This window comes from Falsibacillus pallidus (genome assembly GCF_050990905.1).
GTDB classification, from domain to species: Bacteria; Bacillota; Bacilli; order Bacillales; family DSM-25281; genus Falsibacillus; species Falsibacillus pallidus_A.
Window position 1 is genome coordinate 2022957 of the sequence record NZ_CP158866.1, and the last position, 23014, is coordinate 2045970.

The window sequence follows — 23014 nt, forward strand, 5'->3', positions numbered from 1 at the left end:
TAATAAAAGACATTTACGATTTAAAATCTGCATTCCAGCGCTCAGCTTTTTCGAGTGCAGCTGTATCGTTGACGATTTCACCAGGTTTCACGCCTGCACCGATCAAGTAGTCTTTGAATTCCATATTGACGAATTGGAAAATGTAATCGAACTGCTGGACGAGCGGCAGCCCTTTAATATTGGCGGAGCTTCCACCAGTAATCACTACATACGCTTTTTTCTTCGCAAGCTCTTCTTTTAAATTGAAGCGCTCATCGCGCAAATATTGACTCCAACGGTCAAAGAAGTTCTTCATTGGACCACTCATTCCATACCAGTAAAGGGGAGTGGCAAATAGTAAAACGTCATGATCTTCCATCAATCGTACTAGTTGTTCATAATCATCCTCGACGGGCAAAAATCCGCCTTCAGCGTGACGGAGGTCTTCGATCGGTTCTATATGCAAATCAGAAAGGTTTACGATGGTGTGATCTGTACCGTCGACAATTTTTTTCGCCAGATATTCGGAATTTCCGTTTTTCCGTGTACTTCCTAGCAAGGCTAATACTTTCATCATTTATCAACACTCCTTCATGATTTTCCGTGCGGGGCCTTTAATTAGCATTCCTTTGGAGTATATCATTGATGTGAGGATTAAAGTTATCTATAATATTCGATATTAATCATTGTAATTACTGATGGGAGAAACCAATGGACTTAAACTATTTTTATACATTTAAAGAAGTTGCAAAGTGGGGCAGCTATACAAAAACAGGCGAAAAGCTCGGCTACGCTCAATCCAGCGTGACGACCCAGATCAAGAAGCTGGAAGACCACTACAATGTTAAATTATTTGAACGTGTGGGAAGGAAAATGAGGCTGACCCAGTCGGGTGAGGAGCTCTACTTTTATGTAGAAAAAATCCTAGCATTGGTCGATGAAGCGGAAGAGAGGATCTCTAAGGAAAGCAATTTGAGAGGAACCTTAAGGGTGGGAACAGTAGAATCCTTAGCAGCTTATTTTATTACACCATATATTAAAGATTTAAAAGAAAAACATCCAGAATTAAAAATACTTCTGGAATCCGGCTTATGCCCAAATTTAAAAGAGGGCACATTGGAAGGAAAATTTGATTTATCCATTATACTCGACCGATTGACACAACATACCGAATTGACAACTATCCCCATAAGGCAGGAAAAACTGGTGATGATCGCTTCTCCAAATCATCGACTGCGAAGCATGAGTCTTATGAATTTAAAAGAACTTGAATCCGAGACGCTCATTCTGACAGAGGAAGGGTGCTCCTATCGGGTACTATTGGAGCAGCTTTTAAAAGAAGAACAAGTACAAGCAAAATCGGTTATTTCTTTTAGCAGCTTAGAAGCCATCAAGCAGTGTGTAGCGGATGATCTGGGCATTGCCATAATGCCCGAAATTGCGGTGAGAAAAGACATTGAAAGCGGGAACATTATAGAACTACCTTTCAATCATGAAAAAATACCTGTGTTTACACAGATTGTGTATCAAAAGAAAAAATGGTTAACACCTCCAATCACACAATTAATTTCTTCACTCACATCATAATCATCAATATTATTGATGATTACCATGAAAAACTATCGGTATTGCTATTGCAGAAATAATGCTACTCTTTTATAGAGACTAATTTTGAATGAGGTGCAATTAACATGGAAACATTTTTACAATATAATCCGACAAAACTTTACTTTGGGAAAAATGAAGTGAAGCAATTATCTTCCATCCTTGAAAAAGGCTTGAAAATCCTCCTTGTCTATGGAGGAGGAAGCATCAAGAGAAATGGCGTCTATAACGATGTGATGGGTCAGTTGAACAAACTGGATGCTGAAGTATTCGAACTAAGCGGAGTAGAACCGAATCCTCGATTGACAACTGTCCGTAAAGGCGTCGAACTTTGCAAAAAAGAAGATATCGACTTCATCCTTGCGGTAGGAGGGGGAAGTGTAATAGATTGCAGCAAAGCCATTTCAGCAGGTGCGAAGTATGATGGAGACCCGTGGGAATTGATAACAGCAAAAGCCCCGATCAATGAAGCACTTCCGTTTGGTACAGTCTTGACTCTTTCGGCGACAAGCTCCGAAATGAACTGCGTATCCGTCATCACAAACTGGGAAACGAAGGAAAAATTAGGATGGGGATCTCCGTTGGTATTCCCTAAGTTTTCCATACTCGATCCTGCCTATACCTTTTCTGTCCCTCGTGATCAGACGGTTTATGGCATTGTGGACAGCATGTCACATGCTCTGGAAAATTATTTCCACCGTACCGAGAACACACCGATGATCGATGGTTTTATTGAGTCTTTATTAAGAACCGCTATAGCGACAGGACCAAAGCTGCTTGATGACCTGGAATCCTTCAAGCATAGGGAAACGATGATGTACATCGGTGCCACTGCATATAACGGATTGCTTTCGTATGGGACAGATGGAGGGGATTGGGCAACGCACAGAATCGAGCATGCCATTTCTGCAATTTACGATATTCCACATGGAGGCGGTCTTGCGATTCTTTTCCCAAACTGGCTGGAGCATGTTCTTGAAGAAGATCCGTCAAGAGTGAAACAGCTTGCGGTCAATGTATTCGGCATCTCTCCAGAAGGTAAAGACGATTTTGAACTGGCAAGAGAAGGCGCAAAAGCACTCCGGGAATTCTGGAATTCATTAGGTGCTCCTAGCACACTTGCCGATTATGATATTGATGACAGCGAGTTTGATGCCATTGTCGAAAAGACGTTCATTAAACCGGGTGTAGGTACTTATAAGGAAATGGATCATGATAGTGTACGGGATATATTAAGACGCTCCCTATAACGCCTATAACGAGAAAAGGACGAATCGAAATTGATTCGTTCTTTTCTTTGTTCAAGGCGCTTCCGCTTTTCTTATTGTCCAGCTACACCGGCTAGAGGCTGGGAGGTTTCCTTCAGCACACTTACGATAAGGAAACATCGATTCACTTCGTTCACCGTGTTTCCTTTATCTCGTGGTGCTGCGCTCCAGTCTCTACGCCTTTGAGCAAGCCGGCTCCGCTTTTCTATTTGTCGCTCCTGCAATATTTTTTGGCATTGAGGAATAATAATGCTAGTAGACAAGCTGATGCAGGAGGGATTTTCATGTTTAAAAAAATTGCTTTTATCTTGCTTCTTGGCGGCCTTTGCACTGCTATTATCGTCAATGCTGCAGAACGGCCCGCTTTATCGACTCAGCCTCAAAACGAAGCACTCAGTCAGACTGAAACGACAGATACCCTTCCTGGTTTAAAAATAGGGGAGGCGGCGCCAAATTTCTCATTAACCACCACCCAAGGAAAAAACGTATCCCTCCAGGATTACAAAGGCAAAAGAGTACTTCTTAACTTTTGGGCCCCATGGTGTCCGCCATGCAAGATGGAAATACCGGAGCTTGAAAAATTTTCAAAAACTCTGGATGATCAAATCGTATTGCTCACCATCAATATCGATCCCATGAGTAATGTTAAAGGGTTTGCCCAAAAATACGGCGCGACGTTCCCGATCCTTCTGGACAAAAAAGATGAAGTCAATCAAGCGTACAAGCTCCTGACGATACCTACAACGTACTTAATTGATGAAAAGGGGACGATCATCAATAAGCACATTGGGGCGATGACATTTGAAGATTTTCAAAAATTTACAAAATAATTATAATTATTCCATTTCTCGTCCATACTACACCTATGACTACGCAAATAAAGGAGAGTATCGGATGAGAAAACCACGAAAAAAATCATTTTCAGACCTCGTTTTAGAGAATAAATTGGCATTGCTGAAAGATTCGGAAGCAATGGAAAGAATCGAAGCCAGGCTAGAGGAAAAACATGTTCAAAAGGCAGAATAAACCATTATATTCGTGACTTAAATCCTTCCCCGCAGGAAAAAATGTTCTTAAGGGAGGGATTTTTTTATGAGCAATCCGAAAGCAAATCCAAATCACTTTGCACCAAACCACATCGGGACCCAATCACGTTCAGCTGGTGGGAATAAAGGGAAGAAAATGCAGGATCAATCCGGTCAGCATGCCCAAGTGATCCAAACAAAAGGAGAGTAACGAATCTCCTGTTTAGCAATAACTCACATTCATAGAGGTATGGATAATCGAACATACTATGAATTGTGCAAGACCAATTAATGACCACCAGGAGGAATTTGATCATGACACGCAATCAACCGAATCCAGATGACCGCCGTGATAATGTAGAAAAACTGCAGAATATGGTGCAGAATACATTAGAAAATATTGCGAAGGCAGAAGAATCCCAGGCATTTGCAGACAGCTCCACTCAGCAGCAGCAAATCCAGGCGAAAAACGAACGTCGCCGCGAAAGCATCGATGCAATGCGCGAAGAAATGAAAGACGAAGCTTCTGCACAAAACGGGCAGGGCCAAGAAAACCAATATCAATAAACTTGTGCTGGCTTCTGAATGGGAGCCAGCTTCTTTATTCAATTGGCACTTCTTTAATCAAAAGGCAAACCAAAAGCGATTTTGCCCAATCAATGCTATAATTTGAACAATGCATGAAAATGAAAGGAGTGAGAACATGCATATTTCAAAAAAAGAAGTTGAAGTCCGCTATGCTGAAACAGATCAAATGGGAGTGGTCTATCACGCCAACTACCTTGTATGGATGGAACTCGGACGCACACAATTAATAGAAGACCTCGGTTTCCGCTATGCCGATATGGAAAAAGACGGCATCATCTCACCGGTCATGGATATTGAAATATCCTATAAAAAACCGCTCAGATATGGCCAAAAAGCAATCGTACATACTTGGATCGATCATTATGACGGCCTTCGCGTTACATACGGATATGAAATTTTCACAGATGAACAGGAACTGGCCGTTACGGCACTCTCTAAACACGTTTGTGTGAAAAAGAGCAATTTCCGCCCGATTTCAGTGAAAAAACTTTATCCGGACTGGCATGCTGCCTATGAAAAAGCCAAAAAGGATTGATTTGTTGAAAGGAAGAATGTCTAATGGCATTTGGAATTGACCGCCAGACAGTCCGGCAGTGGAAAAGAAAGATAGACAACGGTGATATCGCATTCCTGACCCATTATTGGATTGATGAACGCTTCCCTGGATGCAAAACGGTCACGAAGGTCGGCTGCAGGGACCTGGACAAGCTTGCAGCGTGGGGAGCCCAATATGGCTTGAAGAAAGCATGGATCGATATCAGGAGAGATGGGTACTCCCATTTTGACTTATTGGGAGATAAAGAAAGAGAAATCCTTCAAAAGGAAGGGTTGGAAGAGCAGCTCATCCCCTTCACATAAATAAGCGCACTCCCTGATTATGGGAATGCGCTTATTTACTACTTTTTATATTCATACACCAGTTCATTTTTCTTTTCATCGAAGACCACATGCAGATCATGGCCGTCAAAGTACCATATATCACGGTCTTCAATAAAATACGTCACATCTTCATGTTGGACGGAAACCGCCTGATCAATCGGCTCTTCTTTCGTGACACCGAGCGAGAACCCTTGCTGTACAGGACTTGATCCGCCATACCTTACATAAAACCTGATTGTGTCTCCTTTTGCTGCATCCATTTCCTCCTGGAACCATTTCAAGGCTCCTTCGGATAGTACGATTTTCATGATGGATTCTCCTTTCAAGACATCTGTTCCCTCAGTATACAGATTGCCCCCGCCTAGGTCTAGTTATTGACTTTTCATCCCATTGAACATGAAGTGCTGTATTTCCTCTGGAGAATGGTTGATCAATCCTTCCTTATAAGCTTTATCGAGCGGGAGGACTTTATATTTCCGCAGATGGTGGCTTTCAACATAGGTGGGCTGAAAATGCGCATCCCCAATCTCTATGGTTGTTCCCGCCGTGCTGACTGACTTATGGACAGTCACTGCTGCCCATCCTCCGATATCCTTATATTCCCACATCTGCCCTGACAAAAAGTTCCCGAGTGAATAGACGACGACAGCATTGGAACCGTCTGCCCGTTTAATGTTTTCGATTGGCTGAAGAACATGAGGGTGATGTCCGAAAATGATATCTGCCCCCGCATCCACTAGCTCATGGGCAAGTTTGATCTGGCTGTCATTTGGCATCCTTTGATACTCGCTTCCCCAATGGATGCTGATGACGACAATATCGGATTTTTCCTTGGCCAGATGGATATCGCTGATGATTTTGTCTTTACTGATCAGATTGACCAAATATTCCTTGCCCTTAGGAATGGGGATCCCATTCGTACCGAATGTATAAGAAAGAACGGCCGTAGAAATACGGTTAATGTTAAAGATACGTATCCTTTGCCCATCCGTCATATCTTTATTGATGCCGACATATGGTATATCAGCTTTGTTAAAATATCCTATGGCACTAAGGATCCCTTTTTCGCCTTTATCCATTGCATGGTTGTTGGCAGAAGAAATGAGGTCGACACCATTTCTTTTCAATGTGTCGACAATTTCAAAAGGACTGTTGAAAATGGGGTAGCTTGAAATCCCCAATCCTTCTCCGCCTGGAATGGATTCCTCATTGGCAATCAGGAAGTCCGGTTTAAGAAGCATACCTTTCACTTCTGAAAACATTTTATCAAATTCATACCCATTTTTTGTTTTCGCATCATCATATACCCAATCATGGAGAAGGACATCGCCGATTTCCCCGATGACAGCCGTTGTTTGATAGCCTTTTGGTTCAATCGAAACAGCGCGTGAATGATTCAGCTCCACAACATGAAGTACTTTTGCCTCTTTCTGTTTGTTCTGTATATACTGCCAAGTTAATAGACTGCCAATGCATATGATTAAAGCGATGATGATCCATACCCATTTTTTCATCATTTCTCGAGTTCCCCTACTATTTTTTCTCTATCATAATTTTACAATAAATCCTGAAACTTGTGCCCCAAAAGAAAAAAAGAGCCGGGAATTAAATCCCCCGGCTCTTTTGAAGGCTGAAGATATCACAGCCATTTTATTTTTGGTTCGGTCCCGTTTTTGATCCTGCTGATATTGGCACGGTGGCGATAGATGACAAAGATGGCCATGACCGTGATGACGATGATCAGCGGGATATCCTTCGTAAACAAACTTACAATTAATGCTGCACATGCAGCGATCATCGAAGAAAGAGAAACATATTTTGTCAAGTAAAGGCCGAGGAAGAAAATCGCAATCAATAGAAGGAAAAGCAGCGGGACATACCCGAGCAAAACGCCTCCTGAGGTTGCAACAGCCTTACCGCCGCGAAAACCTGCAAAGACAGGGAACATGTGGCCGATAACCGCAAATGTCCCGACAAGCAGAGGGTGGAGGTGCTCGATTCCAAAAAGGAAAGGGAGGGCAGTCGCAAGCGTTCCCTTTAAGATATCAGCCAATGTCACAGCAATGCCTGCTTTTACTCCCAATGTCCGGAATGTATTCGTTCCACCCAGGTTGCCGCTGCCGAATTGCCTGATATCCTTTCCATAGAATGCCTTCCCCACAATAAGCCCGGAAGGAATTGATCCTAGTAAATAAGCTAGAAGGATAATTAGTGCATATATCATTTGAAAACTCCTTTATCTAAATCTCCCATAGGTCCTCTTATTGTACCATGAAAAATCATAGGAAATGAAATCAATTTTCAGTGCCTCATTTGCATAATTACTCTTTTCAACTTAACACCCATCCTGTACGATGAAATTGGGGGAGGAAGAAAAATGGAAACGATACAAATAAATAGAAAAAAAGCACCGCAAAAAGCGGCGCTGATTGCAGGGATGGCAGTCAGCATCGTCTTAATAATGATTTCAAGCATTCTACTATACATATTTTATCCTTACGCTTCCAATGAAAAGAGGGCATATGTCCAGAGCGGGCATTCGATCCTTTTTCACGGCAAGCTGCAAGGGAATGCCATCGTGGAAAATGGGACAGTATATGTTCCTGTTTCCTTCATACAAAAAAATATCGATCCTTCGCTGTTTGAAGACCAGGACAGCCATTCTGTCGTCCTAACGACAAAGGATAAAGTCATTCATTTTCCGGATTCTTCATTGGAGTATTATATCAATGACAAGGAAGTCAAACTGCATTTTCCCGCAGCAAAATCAGCTGGCGGCGAACAATATATTGCGCTTGACCCCTTGCTTGAACTTTACGGAATCCGCTACAAGGAATTGAAGGAGACAGGCATCCTTTTTATAGAAAAGAACGGGGATATACTCAAACATGCAACCGTCAAAAATCAAAAAGCAAGAAAAGCATTTCTTCGTCTAAGAGAAAAACCAGACCTGCAATCGCCCTATTATCAAGAAGTCACCCAGGGTGAAAAAGTTGTTGTAGAAAACGAATCGGATGGATTTTTATTGGTCAGAAAAGAAAACGGGACGGCCGGATATATCGAGAAAGATTATATTAATACCGGCAGAGAACAAACCGTCAAGATAAGCCAGAAAGAAAACGCATGGGCCATGCCAAAAAGTCCTTACCCGATTCAACTGGCATGGGAAGCTGTCTACAGCAGAAACCCTGATGTCACGTCGCTTCCATCCATGACAGGTGTAAATATCGTATCACCGACCTGGTTCCATCTTATCAATGGAAATGGGGAAGTGGATAACATGGGCTCCAACGAATATGTAAACTGGGCGGAAAAGAATCAGAAACAAATCTGGGGAGTATTCACGAATTCTTTCGATGCCCAGTTGACACATGATGCTTTTTCGAATTATGAGAAGAGGCAGGCAGTCATCAGACAGCTGCTTCATTATAGCAAGATGTACCGCCTCGGCGGCATCAATCTGGATATTGAGAATGTGGACGTAGCAGATAAAGCATATGTCACACAGTTCACTAGAGAAGCAGCCGCCAGATTCCACCAGGCAGGACTGGTCGTATCCATGGACGTCACCTTCTTATCGTCAAGCGGAAATTGGTCTCAATTTTATGATCGCAGAGAGCTGGCCAAATCAGTTGATTATCTCATGGTCATGGCCTATGATGAGCATTGGGCAAGTTCTCAAGAAGCGGGCAGCGTCGCAAGTCTTCCATGGGTCGAAGAGAATCTGCAGAATCTTTTGGAGCAGGTCCCAAATGAGAAAATTGTCCTTGGCGTACCTCTTTATACCCGTCTTTGGAAAGAGACGACTGATGATTCCGGCGCCGCTCAGATGACATCTCAAGCATTAAAGATGCAGACCGCTCAAAAATGGATGGCAGAAAGGAACCTTTCCCCGCAATATGACCCGGAAACCGGTCAGAATTTTGTCCAATATACAGATTCAAAAGAAAAAGCCATCTATCGTATGTGGCTTGAAGATGAAACCTCTCTTCAAAAAAGAGTGGAGCTGGCTGATAAGTATGGGCTGGCAGGCATTGCTGCATGGGCAAGGATTTTCGCAGATGACAAAGCGTGGACTGCCATGAATTCTTCCATGACAGCTTTTTATCAAAAGAAGTAGGTGTTAATCTGTGTTAAAGACTAGTTTCAGCGCCATCCAATGGGTGGCTTTTATGATTGCCAGTTCTGTCGTGGCCCCAATCGCGATAGCAGATATATTTCATCTGCAGCCGGTTGAAACCACGCTGTTCGTTCAACGGACAATCTTCGTTCTCGGGATTTCGAGTATCCTTCAAGGTTTGTTCGGACACCGGCAACCCATCAATGAAGGACCGGCTGGTTTATGGTGGAGTGTATTTGCCATCTATGCCGGCTTTATCGGGACCATTTATTCTTCAGGTGACGAAGCTCTCCGCACTTTGGAAGGCGGAATGCTTGTCAGTGCCGTTGTATTTATCATTCTTGCTGTATTCGGCCTCATTGAAAAATTGAAGAATCTATTTACTCCAACAGCTACATTTGTTTATCTGATCCTTTTGATCCTGCAGCTGAGCGGCTCCTTTATTAAAGGCATGCTGGGGCTATCCAATGAACATCCCCATGTACAGCCGATGGTGCTCCTCGGAAGCACAGTGATTGTCATCCTCACGTTTTTCCTTGGCAGCGTCAAAATCAAATGGATCAATCAATATTCCATTCTATCAGGATTAGCGATCGGCTGGCTATTGTTCATCATTTTAGGGCTTGCTCCACCCGTATCTAAAGCGAGTCACCCCATTATGGCGATGCCTGAAATCTTTCCGTTCGGATTTCCGAAGATGGACAGCGGGATGTTTGCCACAGCGGCATTCACCGCACTCCTTTTGACGACAAATATGATTGCTTCTGTTAGGGTCATGGAAGAGGCGCAGCAGAAGCTGACAGGCAAGCTTCCGACTCCTGATTATAAGCGTGCAGGCATTGTCTCAGGTGTGAACCAAGCGGCCGGGGGGCTGTTTGGAGCTGTCGGACCTGTCCCAATTTCAGGGGCTGCCGGATTTGTTTCCGCGACCAATATGCCATCGATAAAACCATTCATTTTTGGCTCGATTTTGATTACCATCCTTTCTTTATTCCCGAAGGTGATGGATATCATGGCTTCCATACCTGCACCAGCAGGATATGCAGTGACATTCGTGATCTTTTCCAGAATGGTAGGGATGGCCTTCTCTGAATTCGAAAAAGAAACGGACAAGCCATTGGCAAAATTGACCGCGGGAGTCTCTCTTATGATCGGGGTAGGGGCGATGTTCATCCCTCCTGAGGCTACAAAGGGCCTGCCAATTATATTTGCGTCCCTACTGAACAATGGCCTCATCCTCGGGACACTGGCAGCCATTCTTACAGAACAATTCATCCGCATCAAACAAAGAAATACATGAGAGAAAGAACCGTCTGCAGCTTCATGGCAGACGGTTCTTTTTTTCGACAAAAACCGGGGCGTCCCTGTCACCACCCGAATTTTATCGCATAATGATCAGCTCTCACATATTTTCTCCCGCGGGGTTATATCATAAGAAAAGAAAACACTAAAAGGTTTGCCCGCTGGAATAATAGGGAAACATGAACGGAAAACAAAATGAAGGAAGGTGATTGGATTGATTTCATTCAGGGGTGTGAGAAAGACTTTCAAAGATGGAACCACTGCAGTGGATGGCCTTGATCTTGACATTCAAGAAGGGGAATTCGCTGCATTGATTGGACCGAGCGGCTGCGGAAAGACGACAACGATGAAAATGATCAATAAGCTGATTGAACCGACCGGCGGTGAAATTTACATAAACGGTGAAAACATAGCATCAAAAGATCCTGTTGAATTAAGAAGGAATATCGGATACGTCATTCAGCAGATCGGTTTGTTCCCACATATGACAATTGAACAAAATGTAGCCCTTATCCCAAGGCTTAAAGGATGGGGAAAAGAAAGATATGTAAAGCGGGTGGATGAACTCCTCGATATGGTCGGATTGGATCCCCATCAGTTCAAACAGAAATATCCATTGGAATTGAGCGGTGGACAGCAGCAGCGCGTCGGCGTCATTCGTGCCCTTGCAGCAGAACCACCCATCATCTTGATGGATGAACCATTCAGCGCATTGGACCCCATCAGCAGGGAACAGCTTCAGGATGAACTGAAAAATCTGCAGAAGCAGATCAAAAAGACAATTGTCTTCGTCACCCATGATATCGATGAAGCGTTAAAACTTGCGGACCGGATTGCCTTGATGAAGGAAGGGAAAGTCGTACAATACGATACTCCGGCGCAGTTAACAGCTAAACCCGCCAATCTCTTTGCTGAACAATTCATCGGAGAGGAACGGTTGAAGAATGCACGGGGAGCTGCAGGCCCAGCTGAACACAACCTCCTTGACTACTGTCTGACGGGCCTTCCTGTCCTATCATTGGAAAAAGACTTCACGACCAAGCTTGAGCCTTGGCCGGAGGATATGCCGGCAGGAATCCATGAAATTCACGTCGTTGACGAAAATCATTCCTATGCGGGGACGGTCTTTAAAGAAGAAATGGAATCCCAGCCATTAACTTTGAACCTGTTGCACCATTCAGACACCTTCGCATTGCACACCAATTCCATTAAAGAAGCAGCCAGGATGCTATTTTCAACAAACAGAACAAGTGTTCCTGTTGCTGCAAACGGGCATTATGCAGGATTGGTCACGAAGGATAGACTGTTTGCTGCCATGGCTGGCCTTAAGGAGGAATCAGTGGTATGAGCATGTTTTGGGAGACCATTACTTCACGCAGGGATTTAATCATAGAGGGACTCGTCCAGCATTTATATCTCTCTTTCATATCCATTCTGATTGCGATCGTCATTTCAATCCCGCTTGGCATTTTTATCTCGCGCAATGAAAGAATGGCGGAGTTTTTCATAGGGATCACGGCTATTTTTCAAACGATCCCAAGCCTGGCGTTATTCGGATTTCTCGTTCCTCTTCTTGGCATCGGGAATCCGACAGCCATCATTGCATTGACGGTGTATGCCCTCCTGCCAATCTTAAGGAATACATATACCGGGATTGTAGGCGTCGACAGCGGGATCATTGAAGCAGGACGTGGGATGGGGATGACAAAAGGTCAGATCCTCATGAAAATCGAATTGCCGCTATCCCTTCCCGTCATGATGGCAGGAATAAGGACGGCCACTGTACTGACAGTCGGTGTAGCCACCCTTGCAACGTTTGTTGGGGCTGGTGGCCTTGGAGATATCATCTACCGCGGCCTATCCACCTATAATAATATGCTCGTTCTGGCCGGTGCTTTACCTGCCGCACTTCTAGCTTTGCTTTTTGACTTCCTGCTAAGGTTAATTGAAAGAGCAACGACGCCAAAAGGATTAAAAAACTAAAAATATCGGAGGAATTTTAGGTGAAAAAAATAAGCACCCTCTTAGCCATCGTCATCATGGCTGCCGTTATTTCCGCAGGCTGCGGAAACGATAACAAAGATACCATTGTCATCTCAGGGAAGAAATGGACCGAACAATACATACTCCCAGAGATATTATCCCAATACATCCAGGCAAAAACGGATTACAAAGTCAAAGTCAAAGAAGGCTTGGGAGAAGTATCGATCTTGACTCCTGCCCTGGATAAGGGAGATATCGACATGTATGTCGAATACACCGGGACTGGGCTCGAAGCGGTCCTCAAAGACAAAGCAAAACCGGGAGAATCTTCAGAAGATGTATTGAAAAAAGTAAGGGAAGGCTATAAGAAGAAATACAAAGTCGACTGGCTTGAACCGCTCGGCTTTGAAAACACCTATACTTTGGCCTATAAAAAAGATTCAGGAATCGATGCGAAAACATTTTCCGATTTAGTCCCTGATTCAAGCTCCATGACTTTCGGAGCACCTCACCAGTTCTATGAACGGGCAGATGGATATGATGCCATGGCAAAAGCATACGGTTTTAAATTCAAAGATCAAAAAAGCTTTGATCCAAATGTCATGTACGATGCTGTTAAAAACGGGGATGTTGACGTAATACCGGCCTTTACGACCGATGGACGCATCCAGCGCTATGACCTTGCGACGACGAAAGACGACTTGGGCTTTTTCCCTAAATATGATGCAGTGCCAATCGTCAGGGAGGATGTCCTGAAGAAATTCCCGAAACTGAAAGATGTCGTCAATCAGCTTGCCGGAAAAATCTCGGAAGCAGAAATGAGCGAAATGAATGCAAAGGTGGACATCGACCATCAGGATCCAAAAAAAGTAGCAAAGGACTTCTTGATCAAAAAAGGATTAATCAAAAAATAATGGTTCTAAAAAAGGGAAAACGCCTGTCGTTTCCCTTTTTCTTATAAAAGAGGGCTGTTTATAAAAACGTTGTTAAAATCTTAAAGCCGATTTTAACGTAAGAATACTCGTTTTGCACGTTGAAATGAAAGTATCCAGGCTCTATTCCAGCTGAATTCCATGACTATATTGCATAAGTAATCCTGTTTTAATAGCTAAAGGAGCAAATTTCGAGAAAAGAGCCTAAAAGAAAACTTGCACAACGGCAAAACTTGCCTTACTCTAAAAAAAGAAGGAATATTTCACCAACTTAACTAGGTGCGATAATTCAAACGAAAACCTTACTTGCTGAAAGGGGACTCATCAAATGCCAATTAACAATCCATCCAGGGAAGAGATCGGTGTTATTTTAAAAAAATCAAAAAGAATCGCTGTAGTGGGACTGAGCGATCAGCCTGAACGCACTTCTTATGCGGTATCCAAAGCCATGCAGGATGCCGGCTATGAAATCATACCGGTGAATCCGAATGTTTCACAGGTCCTTGGAATGAAAGCGGTGCCGACTTTAAAAGACATCGAAGGGCATATCGACATTGTGAATATCTTCAGGCGTTCTGAATTCCTGCCGGCCATTGCAAAGGAATTTGATGAAATAGATGCGGATGTTTTTTGGGCCCAGCTCGGAGTGGCAAATGAGGAAGCCTATGAATTCTTAGCGAAAAAAGGTTATACTGTTATTATGGATCGCTGCATCAAGGTGGAACATGCTCTTACGAAATAACCTGCTGACCAAGCAAGCGTAAAGATTTCGCTTGCTTTCGTTTTGGGTTTAACCGTATTTAAAAATCGGATTTTGGCAGCTGCCTTTTTCTAAGGGATTTGCCAAAACGCCAGAAAACAGTACAATAAGACATAAAAAATATGCTACAATTGAAGGTAACGAACACTCGTTCGTTGTTGTTTTTGTTTTGAAAGGGGAATGCACGTGGCCACTAAACAGGATTTATTCGACTATAATGATGATGCCATTCAGGTTTTGGAAGGCCTCGAGGCAGTCAGGAAGCGCCCTGGGATGTACATCGGCTCCACAGACGGCAGAGGACTGCACCATCTAGTCTATGAAATCGTAGATAACTCCGTTGATGAAGCACTAGGCGGATACGGGGATCATATAATTGTGAAAATACATAAAGACAACAGCATCTCAGTCCAGGATAAAGGACGCGGGATGCCTACAGGAATGCATAAATCAGGCAAGCCGACGCCGGAAGTCATTTTCACCGTCCTTCATGCTGGAGGTAAATTTGGACAAGGCGGGTACAAGACGAGCGGAGGATTGCACGGTGTGGGTGCCTCTGTAGTTAATGCCCTATCCGAATGGCTGGTTGTTACAATCAATCGGGATGGCTTCACTTATCAGCAAAAATTCAGCCATGGCGGCAAGCCGGAAACGACCTTGGAAAAGATCGGGAAAAGCAAACATAGCGGGACAACCATTCATTTCAAACCGGATCCCACTATATTCAGCACCACGACGTACAACTATGACACACTTTGTGAACGTCTGAGAGAATCAGCCTTCCTGCTCAAAGGCTTAAAAATCGAAATCATCGATGAACGCCATGATCAACAGGACGTTTTTCACTATGAAAGCGGAATTGAAGCGTTTGTTCAGTACTTGAATGAAGAAAAGGATGTCCTCCATCCAGTTGTATTCATTGAAGGGGAAGCGAATGGAATTGAAGTCGAATTCGCATTCCAATTCAACGACGGCTTCTCTGAGAACGTTCTTTCCTTCGTAAACAACGTGCGGACAAAGGACGGCGGGACTCATGAAGCGGGAGCAAAGACAGCCATGACCCGTGTCTTCAATGAATTTTCACGCAAAGTCAGCCTATTGAAGGAGCGGGATAAAAATCTTGAAGGAACAGATATCCGCGAAGGAATGTCAGCAATCGTTTCCGTCAGGATCCCGGAAGAACTTCTCCAATTCGAGGGACAGACGAAAGGGAAACTTGGGACAAGTGAAGCAAGGTCAGCGGTGGATTCCGTTGTTTCCGAGCATTTATCTTATTTCCTTGAAGAAAACAATGATGTCAGCACCCTCCTGATTAAAAAAGCCATCAAAGCGGCCCAAGCGAGGGAAGCAGCCAGAAAAGCAAGGGAAGAAGCCCGCAATGGAAAGAAAAAGAAGCGTTCCGACACGGTTCTTTCCGGTAAATTGACGCCTGCCCAGTCCCGCAATCCGCAAAAAAATGAATTGTATCTCGTCGAGGGAGATTCAGCTGGTGGATCGGCGAAGCAAGGACGGGACCGCCGCTTCCAGGCAATCCTGCCGCTCAGGGGTAAAGTCATCAATACAGAAAAAGCCAAACTTGCGGATATCTTTAAAAATGAAGAGATCAACACCATCATCCACGCTATCGGCGGGGGTGTTGGACCAGAGTTCAATATTGAAGATATTAATTACGATAAAGTGGTCATCATGACAGATGCCGATACGGATGGTGCGCATATCCAAGTATTGCTGCTGACATTCTTCTATCGCTATATGAAGCCATTGATCGAAGCAGGCAAGATTTATATTGCCCTTCCTCCGCTTTATAAGGTCAGCAAAGGAACAGGCAAGAAGGAAGTCATCGAATATGCTTGGACAGATGATGAATTACAGGGCGCCATCAAGAAAGTTGGAAAAGGCTACATGATCCAGCGCTACAAAGGACTTGGAGAAATGAATGCCGATCAGCTATGGGATACGACGATGAATCCTGACTCCAGGACATTGATCCGCGTCAGGATCGACGATGCTGCCAGGGCAGAACGCCGAGTCACGACATTGATGGGCGACAAAGTGGAGCCGCGCCGCAAATGGATCGAGAGCAATGTGGCGTTTGGACTCGAAGAAGATCAGAATATCCTTGAAAATGAAAATATCTTGGTCGCTGAGGAGGTATAATCGATCATGTCAACAGTTGAGAAATTTCAAGACCTTCCACTAGAGGATGTCCTAGGCGACCGTTTTGGACGGTACAGTAAATATATTATTCAAGAACGTGCGCTGCCGGATGCCCGTGACGGACTCAAACCGGTGCAGCGCCGCATCCTCTATGCAATGCACGTAGAGGGCAATACAGCAGATAAAGGTTTCCGTAAATCAGCCAAGACCGTCGGAAACGTCATCGGGAACTATCATCCGCATGGTGATACTTCCGTCTATGACGCGATGGTGCGGATGAGCCAGGAATGGAAGCTGCGCAATTTATTGGTTGAAATGCATGGGAACAACGGATCCATCGACGGTGATCCACCCGCAGCAATGCGTTATACAGAAGCAAGACTTTCATCCATTTCATCCGAATTGTTAAGGGATATCGACAAACGGACAGTCGAATTCATTCCAAACTTTGACGATACGTCCAATGAACCAACTGTCCTGCCAGCACGCTTCCCAAGCCTATTGGTGAATGGATCCACTGGTATTTCGGCTGGGTATGCAACGGAAATCCCGCCGCATCATCTTGATGAAGTCATTGATGGGGTCATCATGAGGCTTGACGATCCTGAATGTTCGGTAGATGACATCATGACGGTCATCAAAGGCCCTGACTTCCCGACAGGAGGCATCATCCAAGGGAAAGACGGCATTAAAAAGGCCTATGAAACAGGAAAAGGCAAAATCGTAATTCGGGGCAAAGCAGAAATTGAAGACCAAAGAGGCGGCAGACAGCAGATCGTTGTGACAGAAATCCCTTATGAAGTCAACAAAGCCAATCTTGTCAAAAAGATGGATGAACTCCGTGTCGACAAAAAAGTCGAAGGGATATCGGAAGTACGCGATGAAACCGATCGGCAGGGACTTCGCATTGTCATCGAACTTAAAAAAGATGCTGATGCTGCAGGTGTATTAAATTACCTTTACAAAAACAGCGATCTCCAAGTTCCTTATAACTTCAACATGGTTGCCATACATAACCAGCGTCCGAAGCTAATGGGCGTCCGCCAGCTGCTCGATGCGTACATCGAACATCAGAAAGAAGTCATTACCCGGCGTTCGGAATACGATTTAGGAAAGGCACGCGAAAGACAGCATATCGTTGAAGGCCTGATGAAGGCACTTTCCATTCTGGACGAAGTCATTTCCACTATCAGGGCTTCAAAAGATAAGCGTGATGCTAAGGATAATTTAATCGCCAAATTCCAATTTACAGAAGCTCAATCCGAAGCAATCGTTTCCTTGCAGCTTTACAGATTGACAAACACGGATATTACAGCACTTCAGGCAGAAGCAGAAGAATTGGCTAAAAAAGTCGAAGAACTCAGCGAAATTCTGAACAGCGAAAAACGATTGATTTCAGTACTGAAAAAAGAATTGAAGGAAATCAAAAAGAAATATGCCGATGCCAGAAGAACAAAAATCGAGGACGAGATTGAAGAAATCAAGATCAACCTCGAAGTTCTCATCGCAAGCGAAGATGTTATGGTGACTGTCACTAATGACGGCTATATCAAACGGACTTCACTCCGGTCATATTCTGCATCAAACGGCCAGGATCTTGCCATGAAGGAATCGGACAGACTTCTTGCACAGATCGAAATGAATACGACGGATGTACTCCTTCTGTTCACGAATAAAGGGAATTACTTATACATGCCAGTTCATGAGCTTCCTGATATCCGTTGGAAAGACCTTGGCCAGCATATTTCCAATTTGATCCCGATCGACAGGGATGAAGATATCATCAAAGCAATGCCAATCAAGGATTTCACAGAAGATGCCTATCTATTGTTCATAACGAAGAACGGGATGGTCAAAAAAACCGAGCTTTCCAATTACAAAGCCCAGCGTTATTCACGTCCGCTCGTAGGGGTCAATGTAAAAGGGGACGACGAGGTCATTGATGTTCATAAGACTAACGGTGCGATGGATCTTTTCCTTGCAACCAACCTGGGTTATGGACTTTGGTTCAGTGAAGAGGAAGTCAGCATCGTTGGTGCGAGGGCTGCCGGGGTCAAGGGAATCAATTTAAAAGATGGGGATTACGTGGTTGGCGGCAAAGCTTTCAATCCTGCTGACGAAGCTTCCATCCTTCTTGTAACACACCGCGGTGCTGTGAAAAAGATGAAATTGGCAGAATTCGAAAAAACGAGCCGGGCAAAACGCGGTGTCGTCATGCTCAGGGAATTAAAATCAAACCCTCACCGAGTGTCAGGGATTGAACTCGTTTCGAAAAATGATATCGTTTATGTATTATGTGAAAAAGGCAGCATCGAAACTATCCGAACAGATGCAATCAGAAACAGCGACCGCTATTCAAATGGTTCATTCATAATAGATGAATCGGAATCAGGACCAGTTCTCAAAACGTGGAAAGACGTTGAAACGGTTGATGAAACATCTGAGTCATCAAGCTGATTGAATAAGAGATTACCGTACCGCTATCCTTAATGGGATGGCGGTTTTTTGTCTCCTTCGAGTTCCGTCTTATGCTGGTAAGTGCTGACTAAGGGGCTTACGCTTTTGTTCTTTTTATGTTTATAGATAGCAAATTAAGGGAAAATGTTATTTGGCACTAATTATAGTTCAAGTTTTTCTTTCCAATAGGAAATGATAGGAAGTTCATCCAATTGGTACGACATATGGTTGAAACGATACATATTCCTTTGGTAAAGTTAAGACGTATGGACTAAATTATTTTAAAATAATTTTTTCAGGAGGCGAATCAATGAATATGTTGACAAATGTAGTCAACTTTTTAAACGACTACATGTGGGGATACATCCTCATCGTTTTACTTATCGGATTAGGTCTTTATTTTTCTATACGAACAAAATTTGTACAATTCCGATATTTCGGAGAGATGTTCCGCGTACTAACGGACAAATCAACCATTTCTGCCGATGGTAAAAGAGGGATTTCATCCTTCCAGGCTTTTACCATCAGTACAGCATCCCGTGTAGGGACGGGGAATTTGGCAGGTGTAGCATCCGCAATTGCTGCCGGCGGTCCCGGAGCAGTTTTCTGGATGTGGCTGATAGCGCTATTAGGCGGTGCATCAAGTTTCATGGAAAGTACACTTGCACAGATTTTCAAAGTCAAAGACAAAGACGGCTTCCGCGGCGGTCCTGCCTACTATATGGAAAAAGGGCTGAACAAGAGATGGATGGGGATCCTTTTCGCCATCGTCATCACATTCTGCTATGGACTTGTGTTTAACTCTGTACAGGCCAATACCATCTCCATTGCCATGGAAGAAGGATTCGGTGCCAGCCGGACAGTCGTTGGAATCATCCTGGCTGTTCTGACAGCCATCATTATTTTCGGAGGATTGAAGCGCATTGCAAACGTGACTCAGATCCTTGTGCCGGTCATGGCGGTTCTATACATCATTCTGGCAATCTTTGTATTGCTTCGCCACATCCCGGAGATCCCTTCGATGTTCAAGCTTATTTTCGATCACGCTTTCGGCGTACGCCAATTTGTTGGCGGCGGTGTCGGGGCAGCAATCATGATGGGTATCAAACGTGGATTGTTCTCAAACGAAGCCGGGATGGGTAGTGCACCAAATGCGGCTGCTACCGCTGCTGTCACGCATCCGGTTAAACAAGGATTGATCCAGACACTTGGTGTTTTTACGGATACCATGATGATCTGTACGGCTACGGCTTTCATGATTCTTCTTTCCGGAACATATACGAAAGGTCCAAAAGGCCCTGAAGGAATTTCCTTGACGCAGGCTGCTTTGGAAACACATGTCGGCAGCTGGGCAGCATTATTTGTCGCCGTTGCGATATTCCTTTTTGCATTCAGTTCTGTCATTGGGAACTATTATTATGGCGAAACGAATATTGAATTCATTAAGAATAGCAAAGTGGCATTATTCATTTATCGGCTGGCTGTAATCGCAATGGTCATCTTTGGTTCTATCGTGGAGTTCGGAGTTGTTTGGAGCCTTGCTGACTTATTCATGGGCATCATGGCCATCATCAACCTGATAGCTGTCACGATGCTCGCAAAAGTAGCCCTCGCAGCATTGAAGGACTATAAAGCACAGAGAAAAGCCGGAAAAGATCCCGTTTTCTATTCAGACTCCTTGCCGGGAGTTACAGGTGCAGATGCATGGGATAAAAAACCGGAAGCTGTGAAAAAAGCTCAATAATTCACACCAAAAGACACCATACCAAGATTGTGACGGTATGGTGTCTTTTTTATTGAAGAAAATGTGGAATCCCATGGGTAAATTACATAATCCTGCCTTTCCTGGTGAAGATAAGAGTAACAATCATCAGAAGGAGAGCGTGTTATGAAAAAAGAATTGATATTTGCGTTTTCAGCTTTTTTCTTTATGTCGCTGCATGCAGCAGCCGATGCTTTCACCAATGCGGAACAGAAGGCTTTGGAACCTCGTGTGGTGGCAATCTATCATGAGGACGTGACAGGAACCGGAAAGAAATCTGATATTACATTGAAAGGAATTCCTTTTGATCAAGAAAGCAACTATCTAAAGGAGATCTGGGCAGATGTGATTCTCGATTCTCAAAATAAATTAAGAATCAATTACGAGCCTGGATATGAGCCATCCATTACTTTTAAGGATTTTAATCACGATAGAGTAAAAGATATGCTGCAATCAAGTGCCACTGGCGGAAGTGGAGGGTTCTACAGCTATAAACTGACTACATTGAAAGACGGCGTAGAAACGGACATCCCGATGCCGACATCCCTTCAAATACAGGGGCAGTTTGCCGATGGATACAAAGCAATTGTCACTATTCCGGAAATAGGAAAAACGTATACAGTTGATCTTTCTTCAAGGAAAGAAGATTATTTAAGGCTCGGAATTTATAAAAACGGTAAGTTAAATGAGCCTACAGAACTGATGATCGACCCGATTGCCTATTTTAAACCTTCTAAAATCACAGGCAAAAAAGGCTGGGGATTGATCGGCTATCAACGGGTGAGTGGAGCTTATCATGCAGATGGAATCGGAACCGTAGAGTCTTACTGGTATTATGAAAATGGCAAATGGCAGCTAATCCATGCCAAATGGATCACCTATTAATCTAAATATAATTTCACCTTTTCTGGGCAAATATCATACATTATGGTAAACCATTTGTACGATATGCCGGGAGGGGAAAGACATGCGAGAATTCCATCCTGAAAAACTTTCTGTTCTTTTGCTGCCGCCTGCAACCCCGTTTTTCCCAGTCGAGGGCAGAAAATATACCTTGACTCATTCAGATTTAACCGGGGATATGTTTTTAAGCGCAGGCTGCCAATTTGATTTTGAAAAAATAAATGTACTTATGAGAGATGAAGTACTTGCCGAGTGGTGCCTGCATATGGGCCAGCATGTCCTCCAGGCAAAAGTCCACATTTCAAGTGGGGAATACGACGAAAATCACTCATCTGTCCGCTATATGATCTTTCAGAAAGAACTGCCAACAGCATTAAAAGCAATAGCTAATGGTGACAGACTATTTTACACCTATTTCCCTTGGCTGTTGGATATGCAGATTTATGTGGAATTTGAATCAATCTATCCAGCTTTTCAGCAAATCCAGTATTTCGGCACCATCAGGCAGTATTTAACTGCCACATAGGCACAAGAATGCTTGCCTTGTGCTTTTTTTAGGGTTATTGTTCGGACTTGCCATCATAAAGGGAGAGGAGGCCATCAGTATAATGGAAGAATTGAATATGGGGTTAATGACGACAAAAATCATTGTCGGATTTGCTGCGTTATTTATCATAGTGATTCTGACAGGACGCACCTCTATCTACCAGCTCACACCGTTTCATTTAGTATTTGTACTCGTATTGGGCGAATTCCTGGGAAACGCCTTATATGAGAACGATGTCCATACCCTCCAATTTTTATATGGAACCGGACTGTGGCTGCTGTTGATGCTGGCAATGGAATACATAACGCAAAAATGGAATTTTACCCGATCCTTTTTGATTGGTGATCCGGCAATCATTATAAGAGACGGTTCCTTTGATAGACAAATGATGAAAAAGAACAAGGTGGATATCAATCAAGTTCAAAGCCTCTTGCGGCAAAACAGTGTGTTTTCAGTAAGAGAGGTGAAATACGGCATTCTCGAAGCAAATGGCCAAATCAGCCTGCTGCTGAAATCTCCATTTCAAAATCCCATTAAAGAAGACTTAAATCTCCCTGCAAAAGAAGAAGTTCTCCCCATTGCCTTAATCATTGACGGGGACATCATGCAAGATAACCTGAAACAAATTGGCTGCACCGAAACCTGGTTAAGGACACAATTGAACATCAAGGGATATACCAGTGAAAAAGACGTATTCTTTGCTGATTGGGAACCAGCAAACGGAATCCATATCTGTCCTAAATGAAC

Annotated in this window: 24 protein-coding genes; 20 read left to right on the forward strand and 4 right to left on the reverse strand. The window is 43.7% G+C overall.

The window, feature by feature from the left end; genetic code table 11:
- Positions 1-13 precede the first annotated feature (13 nt).
- A complete protein-coding gene (locus ABTV07_RS10750) occupies positions 14-553 on the reverse strand; it encodes a flavodoxin family protein (protein ID WP_433751196.1) in 540 nt (179 codons plus the stop codon).
- Between the two features lie 137 nt (positions 554-690).
- Between ABTV07_RS10750 and ABTV07_RS10755 the strand changes: the two genes are divergently transcribed.
- The 8 genes from ABTV07_RS10755 (at position 691) to ABTV07_RS10790 (ending at position 5323) form a co-directional block, all read left to right on the forward strand.
- Complete coding sequence (locus ABTV07_RS10755; protein WP_433742266.1) at positions 691-1566, forward strand: LysR family transcriptional regulator; 876 nt, start codon at positions 691-693, stop codon at positions 1564-1566.
- Positions 1567-1670: 104 nt separating this feature from the next.
- Positions 1671-2834, forward strand: coding sequence for an iron-containing alcohol dehydrogenase (locus tag ABTV07_RS10760; protein ID WP_433742267.1), 1164 nt, complete (start codon positions 1671-1673; stop codon positions 2832-2834).
- Positions 2835-3136: 302 nt separating this feature from the next.
- Positions 3137-3682 (forward strand): TlpA family protein disulfide reductase, encoded by a 546-nt coding sequence (locus ABTV07_RS10765; RefSeq protein ID WP_433742268.1) that lies wholly within the window; start codon positions 3137-3139, stop codon positions 3680-3682.
- A 64-nt stretch (positions 3683-3746) separates the two neighbouring features.
- On the forward strand, positions 3747-3878 hold the full coding sequence (locus ABTV07_RS10770; protein ID WP_433742269.1) for an FbpB family small basic protein: 132 nt from the start codon (positions 3747-3749) through the stop codon (positions 3876-3878).
- Positions 3879-3944: 66 nt separating this feature from the next.
- Positions 3945-4088, forward strand: a complete 144-nt coding sequence (locus tag ABTV07_RS10775; protein ID WP_114744651.1) for an acid-soluble spore protein N — start codon at positions 3945-3947, stop codon at positions 4086-4088.
- 104 nt (positions 4089-4192) lie between these two features.
- Positions 4193-4444, forward strand: coding sequence for a small acid-soluble spore protein Tlp (gene tlp / locus ABTV07_RS10780; protein ID WP_433742270.1), 252 nt, complete (start codon positions 4193-4195; stop codon positions 4442-4444).
- A 136-nt stretch (positions 4445-4580) separates the two neighbouring features.
- The gene (locus ABTV07_RS10785; protein ID WP_433742271.1) at positions 4581-5000 is read left to right on the forward strand and encodes an acyl-CoA thioesterase; all 420 of its coding nucleotides are present in this window, start codon (positions 4581-4583) and stop codon (positions 4998-5000) included.
- A gap of 23 nt (positions 5001-5023) precedes the next feature.
- Positions 5024-5323 carry a hypothetical protein gene (locus ABTV07_RS10790; protein WP_433742272.1) on the forward strand — a complete coding sequence of 100 codons (300 nt, stop codon included), beginning with the start codon at positions 5024-5026 and terminating at the stop codon, positions 5321-5323.
- Between the two features lie 38 nt (positions 5324-5361).
- On the opposite strand, the gene ABTV07_RS10795 is transcribed toward ABTV07_RS10790, so the two are convergent.
- The 3 genes from ABTV07_RS10795 to plsY form a co-directional block, all read right to left on the reverse strand.
- On the reverse strand, positions 5362-5652 hold the full coding sequence (locus tag ABTV07_RS10795) for a HesB/YadR/YfhF family protein (RefSeq protein WP_433742273.1): 291 nt from the start codon (positions 5650-5652) through the stop codon (positions 5362-5364).
- A 63-nt stretch (positions 5653-5715) separates the two neighbouring features.
- Complete coding sequence (locus ABTV07_RS10800; protein ID WP_433742274.1) at positions 5716-6861, reverse strand: CapA family protein; 1146 nt, start codon at positions 6859-6861, stop codon at positions 5716-5718.
- A 122-nt stretch (positions 6862-6983) separates the two neighbouring features.
- Positions 6984-7568 carry a glycerol-3-phosphate 1-O-acyltransferase PlsY gene (gene plsY, locus ABTV07_RS10805; protein WP_433742275.1) on the reverse strand — a complete coding sequence of 195 codons (585 nt, stop codon included), beginning with the start codon at positions 7566-7568 and terminating at the stop codon, positions 6984-6986.
- Positions 7569-7721: 153 nt separating this feature from the next.
- Between plsY and ABTV07_RS10810 the strand changes: the two genes are divergently transcribed.
- The 12 genes from ABTV07_RS10810 (at position 7722) to ABTV07_RS10865 (ending at position 23012) form a co-directional block, all read left to right on the forward strand.
- Entirely contained in the window at positions 7722-9464 is a 1743-nt protein-coding gene (locus ABTV07_RS10810; RefSeq protein WP_433742276.1) for a glycosyl hydrolase family 18 protein, read from the forward strand.
- Positions 9465-9474: 10 nt separating this feature from the next.
- Complete coding sequence (locus ABTV07_RS10815; protein WP_433742277.1) at positions 9475-10764, forward strand: purine/pyrimidine permease; 1290 nt, start codon at positions 9475-9477, stop codon at positions 10762-10764.
- A gap of 216 nt (positions 10765-10980) precedes the next feature.
- A complete protein-coding gene (locus ABTV07_RS10820; RefSeq protein ID WP_433742278.1) occupies positions 10981-12114 on the forward strand; it encodes a betaine/proline/choline family ABC transporter ATP-binding protein in 1134 nt (377 codons plus the stop codon).
- Complete coding sequence (locus ABTV07_RS10825; protein WP_433742279.1) at positions 12111-12749, forward strand: ABC transporter permease; 639 nt, start codon at positions 12111-12113, stop codon at positions 12747-12749. Before ABTV07_RS10820 ends, ABTV07_RS10825 begins: the two co-directional genes overlap by 4 nt.
- A 20-nt stretch (positions 12750-12769) precedes the next feature.
- On the forward strand, positions 12770-13663 hold the full coding sequence (locus tag ABTV07_RS10830) for a glycine betaine ABC transporter substrate-binding protein (RefSeq protein ID WP_433742280.1): 894 nt from the start codon (positions 12770-12772) through the stop codon (positions 13661-13663).
- 346 nt (positions 13664-14009) lie between these two features.
- On the forward strand, positions 14010-14423 hold the full coding sequence (locus ABTV07_RS10835; protein ID WP_114744661.1) for a CoA-binding protein: 414 nt from the start codon (positions 14010-14012) through the stop codon (positions 14421-14423).
- A gap of 204 nt (positions 14424-14627) precedes the next feature.
- Entirely contained in the window at positions 14628-16598 is a 1971-nt protein-coding gene (gene parE / locus ABTV07_RS10840) for a DNA topoisomerase IV subunit B (protein ID WP_433742281.1), read from the forward strand.
- Positions 16599-16604: 6 nt separating this feature from the next.
- Positions 16605-19055: a DNA topoisomerase IV subunit A gene (gene parC / locus ABTV07_RS10845; protein ID WP_433742282.1), complete on the forward strand. Its 2451-nt coding sequence runs from the start codon at positions 16605-16607 to the stop codon at positions 19053-19055.
- 310 nt (positions 19056-19365) lie between these two features.
- On the forward strand, positions 19366-20799 hold the full coding sequence (locus ABTV07_RS10850) for an alanine/glycine:cation symporter family protein (protein ID WP_433742283.1): 1434 nt from the start codon (positions 19366-19368) through the stop codon (positions 20797-20799).
- Between the two features lie 144 nt (positions 20800-20943).
- The gene (locus ABTV07_RS10855; protein WP_433742284.1) at positions 20944-21702 is read left to right on the forward strand and encodes a hypothetical protein; all 759 of its coding nucleotides are present in this window, start codon (positions 20944-20946) and stop codon (positions 21700-21702) included.
- Positions 21703-21784: 82 nt separating this feature from the next.
- Complete coding sequence (locus ABTV07_RS10860; protein WP_433742285.1) at positions 21785-22246, forward strand: staygreen family protein; 462 nt, start codon at positions 21785-21787, stop codon at positions 22244-22246.
- 82 nt (positions 22247-22328) lie between these two features.
- Complete coding sequence (locus tag ABTV07_RS10865; protein ID WP_433742286.1) at positions 22329-23012, forward strand: YetF domain-containing protein; 684 nt, start codon at positions 22329-22331, stop codon at positions 23010-23012.
- Positions 23013-23014 lie beyond the last annotated feature (2 nt).

Excerpts from the sequence above, each read along its gene's own strand:
- ABTV07_RS10855 (WP_433742284.1), top strand. The coding sequence starts at position 20,944 with ATGAAAAAAGAATTGATATTTGCGTTTTCAGCTTTTTTCTTTATGTCG.
- ABTV07_RS10750 (WP_433751196.1), bottom strand. The coding sequence starts at position 553 with ATGAAAGTATTAGCCTTGCTAGGAAGTACACGGAAAAACGGAAATTCC.
- ABTV07_RS10850 (WP_433742283.1), top strand. The coding sequence starts at position 19,366 with ATGAATATGTTGACAAATGTAGTCAACTTTTTAAACGACTACATGTGG.
- ABTV07_RS10825 (WP_433742279.1), top strand. The coding sequence starts at position 12,111 with ATGAGCATGTTTTGGGAGACCATTACTTCACGCAGGGATTTAATCATA.
- parC (WP_433742282.1), top strand. The coding sequence starts at position 16,605 with ATGTCAACAGTTGAGAAATTTCAAGACCTTCCACTAGAGGATGTCCTA.
- ABTV07_RS10800 (WP_433742274.1), bottom strand. The coding sequence starts at position 6,861 with ATGATGAAAAAATGGGTATGGATCATCATCGCTTTAATCATATGCATT.
- ABTV07_RS10810 (WP_433742276.1), top strand. The coding sequence starts at position 7,722 with ATGGAAACGATACAAATAAATAGAAAAAAAGCACCGCAAAAAGCGGCG.
- ABTV07_RS10865 (WP_433742286.1), top strand. The coding sequence starts at position 22,329 with ATGGAAGAATTGAATATGGGGTTAATGACGACAAAAATCATTGTCGGA.
- ABTV07_RS10860 (WP_433742285.1), top strand. The coding sequence starts at position 21,785 with ATGCGAGAATTCCATCCTGAAAAACTTTCTGTTCTTTTGCTGCCGCCT.
- ABTV07_RS10765 (WP_433742268.1), top strand. The coding sequence starts at position 3,137 with ATGTTTAAAAAAATTGCTTTTATCTTGCTTCTTGGCGGCCTTTGCACT.
- tlp (WP_433742270.1), top strand. The coding sequence starts at position 4,193 with ATGACACGCAATCAACCGAATCCAGATGACCGCCGTGATAATGTAGAA.
- ABTV07_RS10790 (WP_433742272.1), top strand. The coding sequence starts at position 5,024 with ATGGCATTTGGAATTGACCGCCAGACAGTCCGGCAGTGGAAAAGAAAG.
- ABTV07_RS10755 (WP_433742266.1), top strand. The coding sequence starts at position 691 with ATGGACTTAAACTATTTTTATACATTTAAAGAAGTTGCAAAGTGGGGC.
- ABTV07_RS10835 (WP_114744661.1), top strand. The coding sequence starts at position 14,010 with ATGCCAATTAACAATCCATCCAGGGAAGAGATCGGTGTTATTTTAAAA.
- ABTV07_RS10770 (WP_433742269.1), top strand. The coding sequence starts at position 3,747 with ATGAGAAAACCACGAAAAAAATCATTTTCAGACCTCGTTTTAGAGAAT.
- ABTV07_RS10760 (WP_433742267.1), top strand. The coding sequence starts at position 1,671 with ATGGAAACATTTTTACAATATAATCCGACAAAACTTTACTTTGGGAAA.
- ABTV07_RS10775 (WP_114744651.1), top strand. The coding sequence starts at position 3,945 with ATGAGCAATCCGAAAGCAAATCCAAATCACTTTGCACCAAACCACATC.
- ABTV07_RS10795 (WP_433742273.1), bottom strand. The coding sequence starts at position 5,652 with ATGAAAATCGTACTATCCGAAGGAGCCTTGAAATGGTTCCAGGAGGAA.
- plsY (WP_433742275.1), bottom strand. The coding sequence starts at position 7,568 with ATGATATATGCACTAATTATCCTTCTAGCTTATTTACTAGGATCAATT.
- ABTV07_RS10785 (WP_433742271.1), top strand. The coding sequence starts at position 4,581 with ATGCATATTTCAAAAAAAGAAGTTGAAGTCCGCTATGCTGAAACAGAT.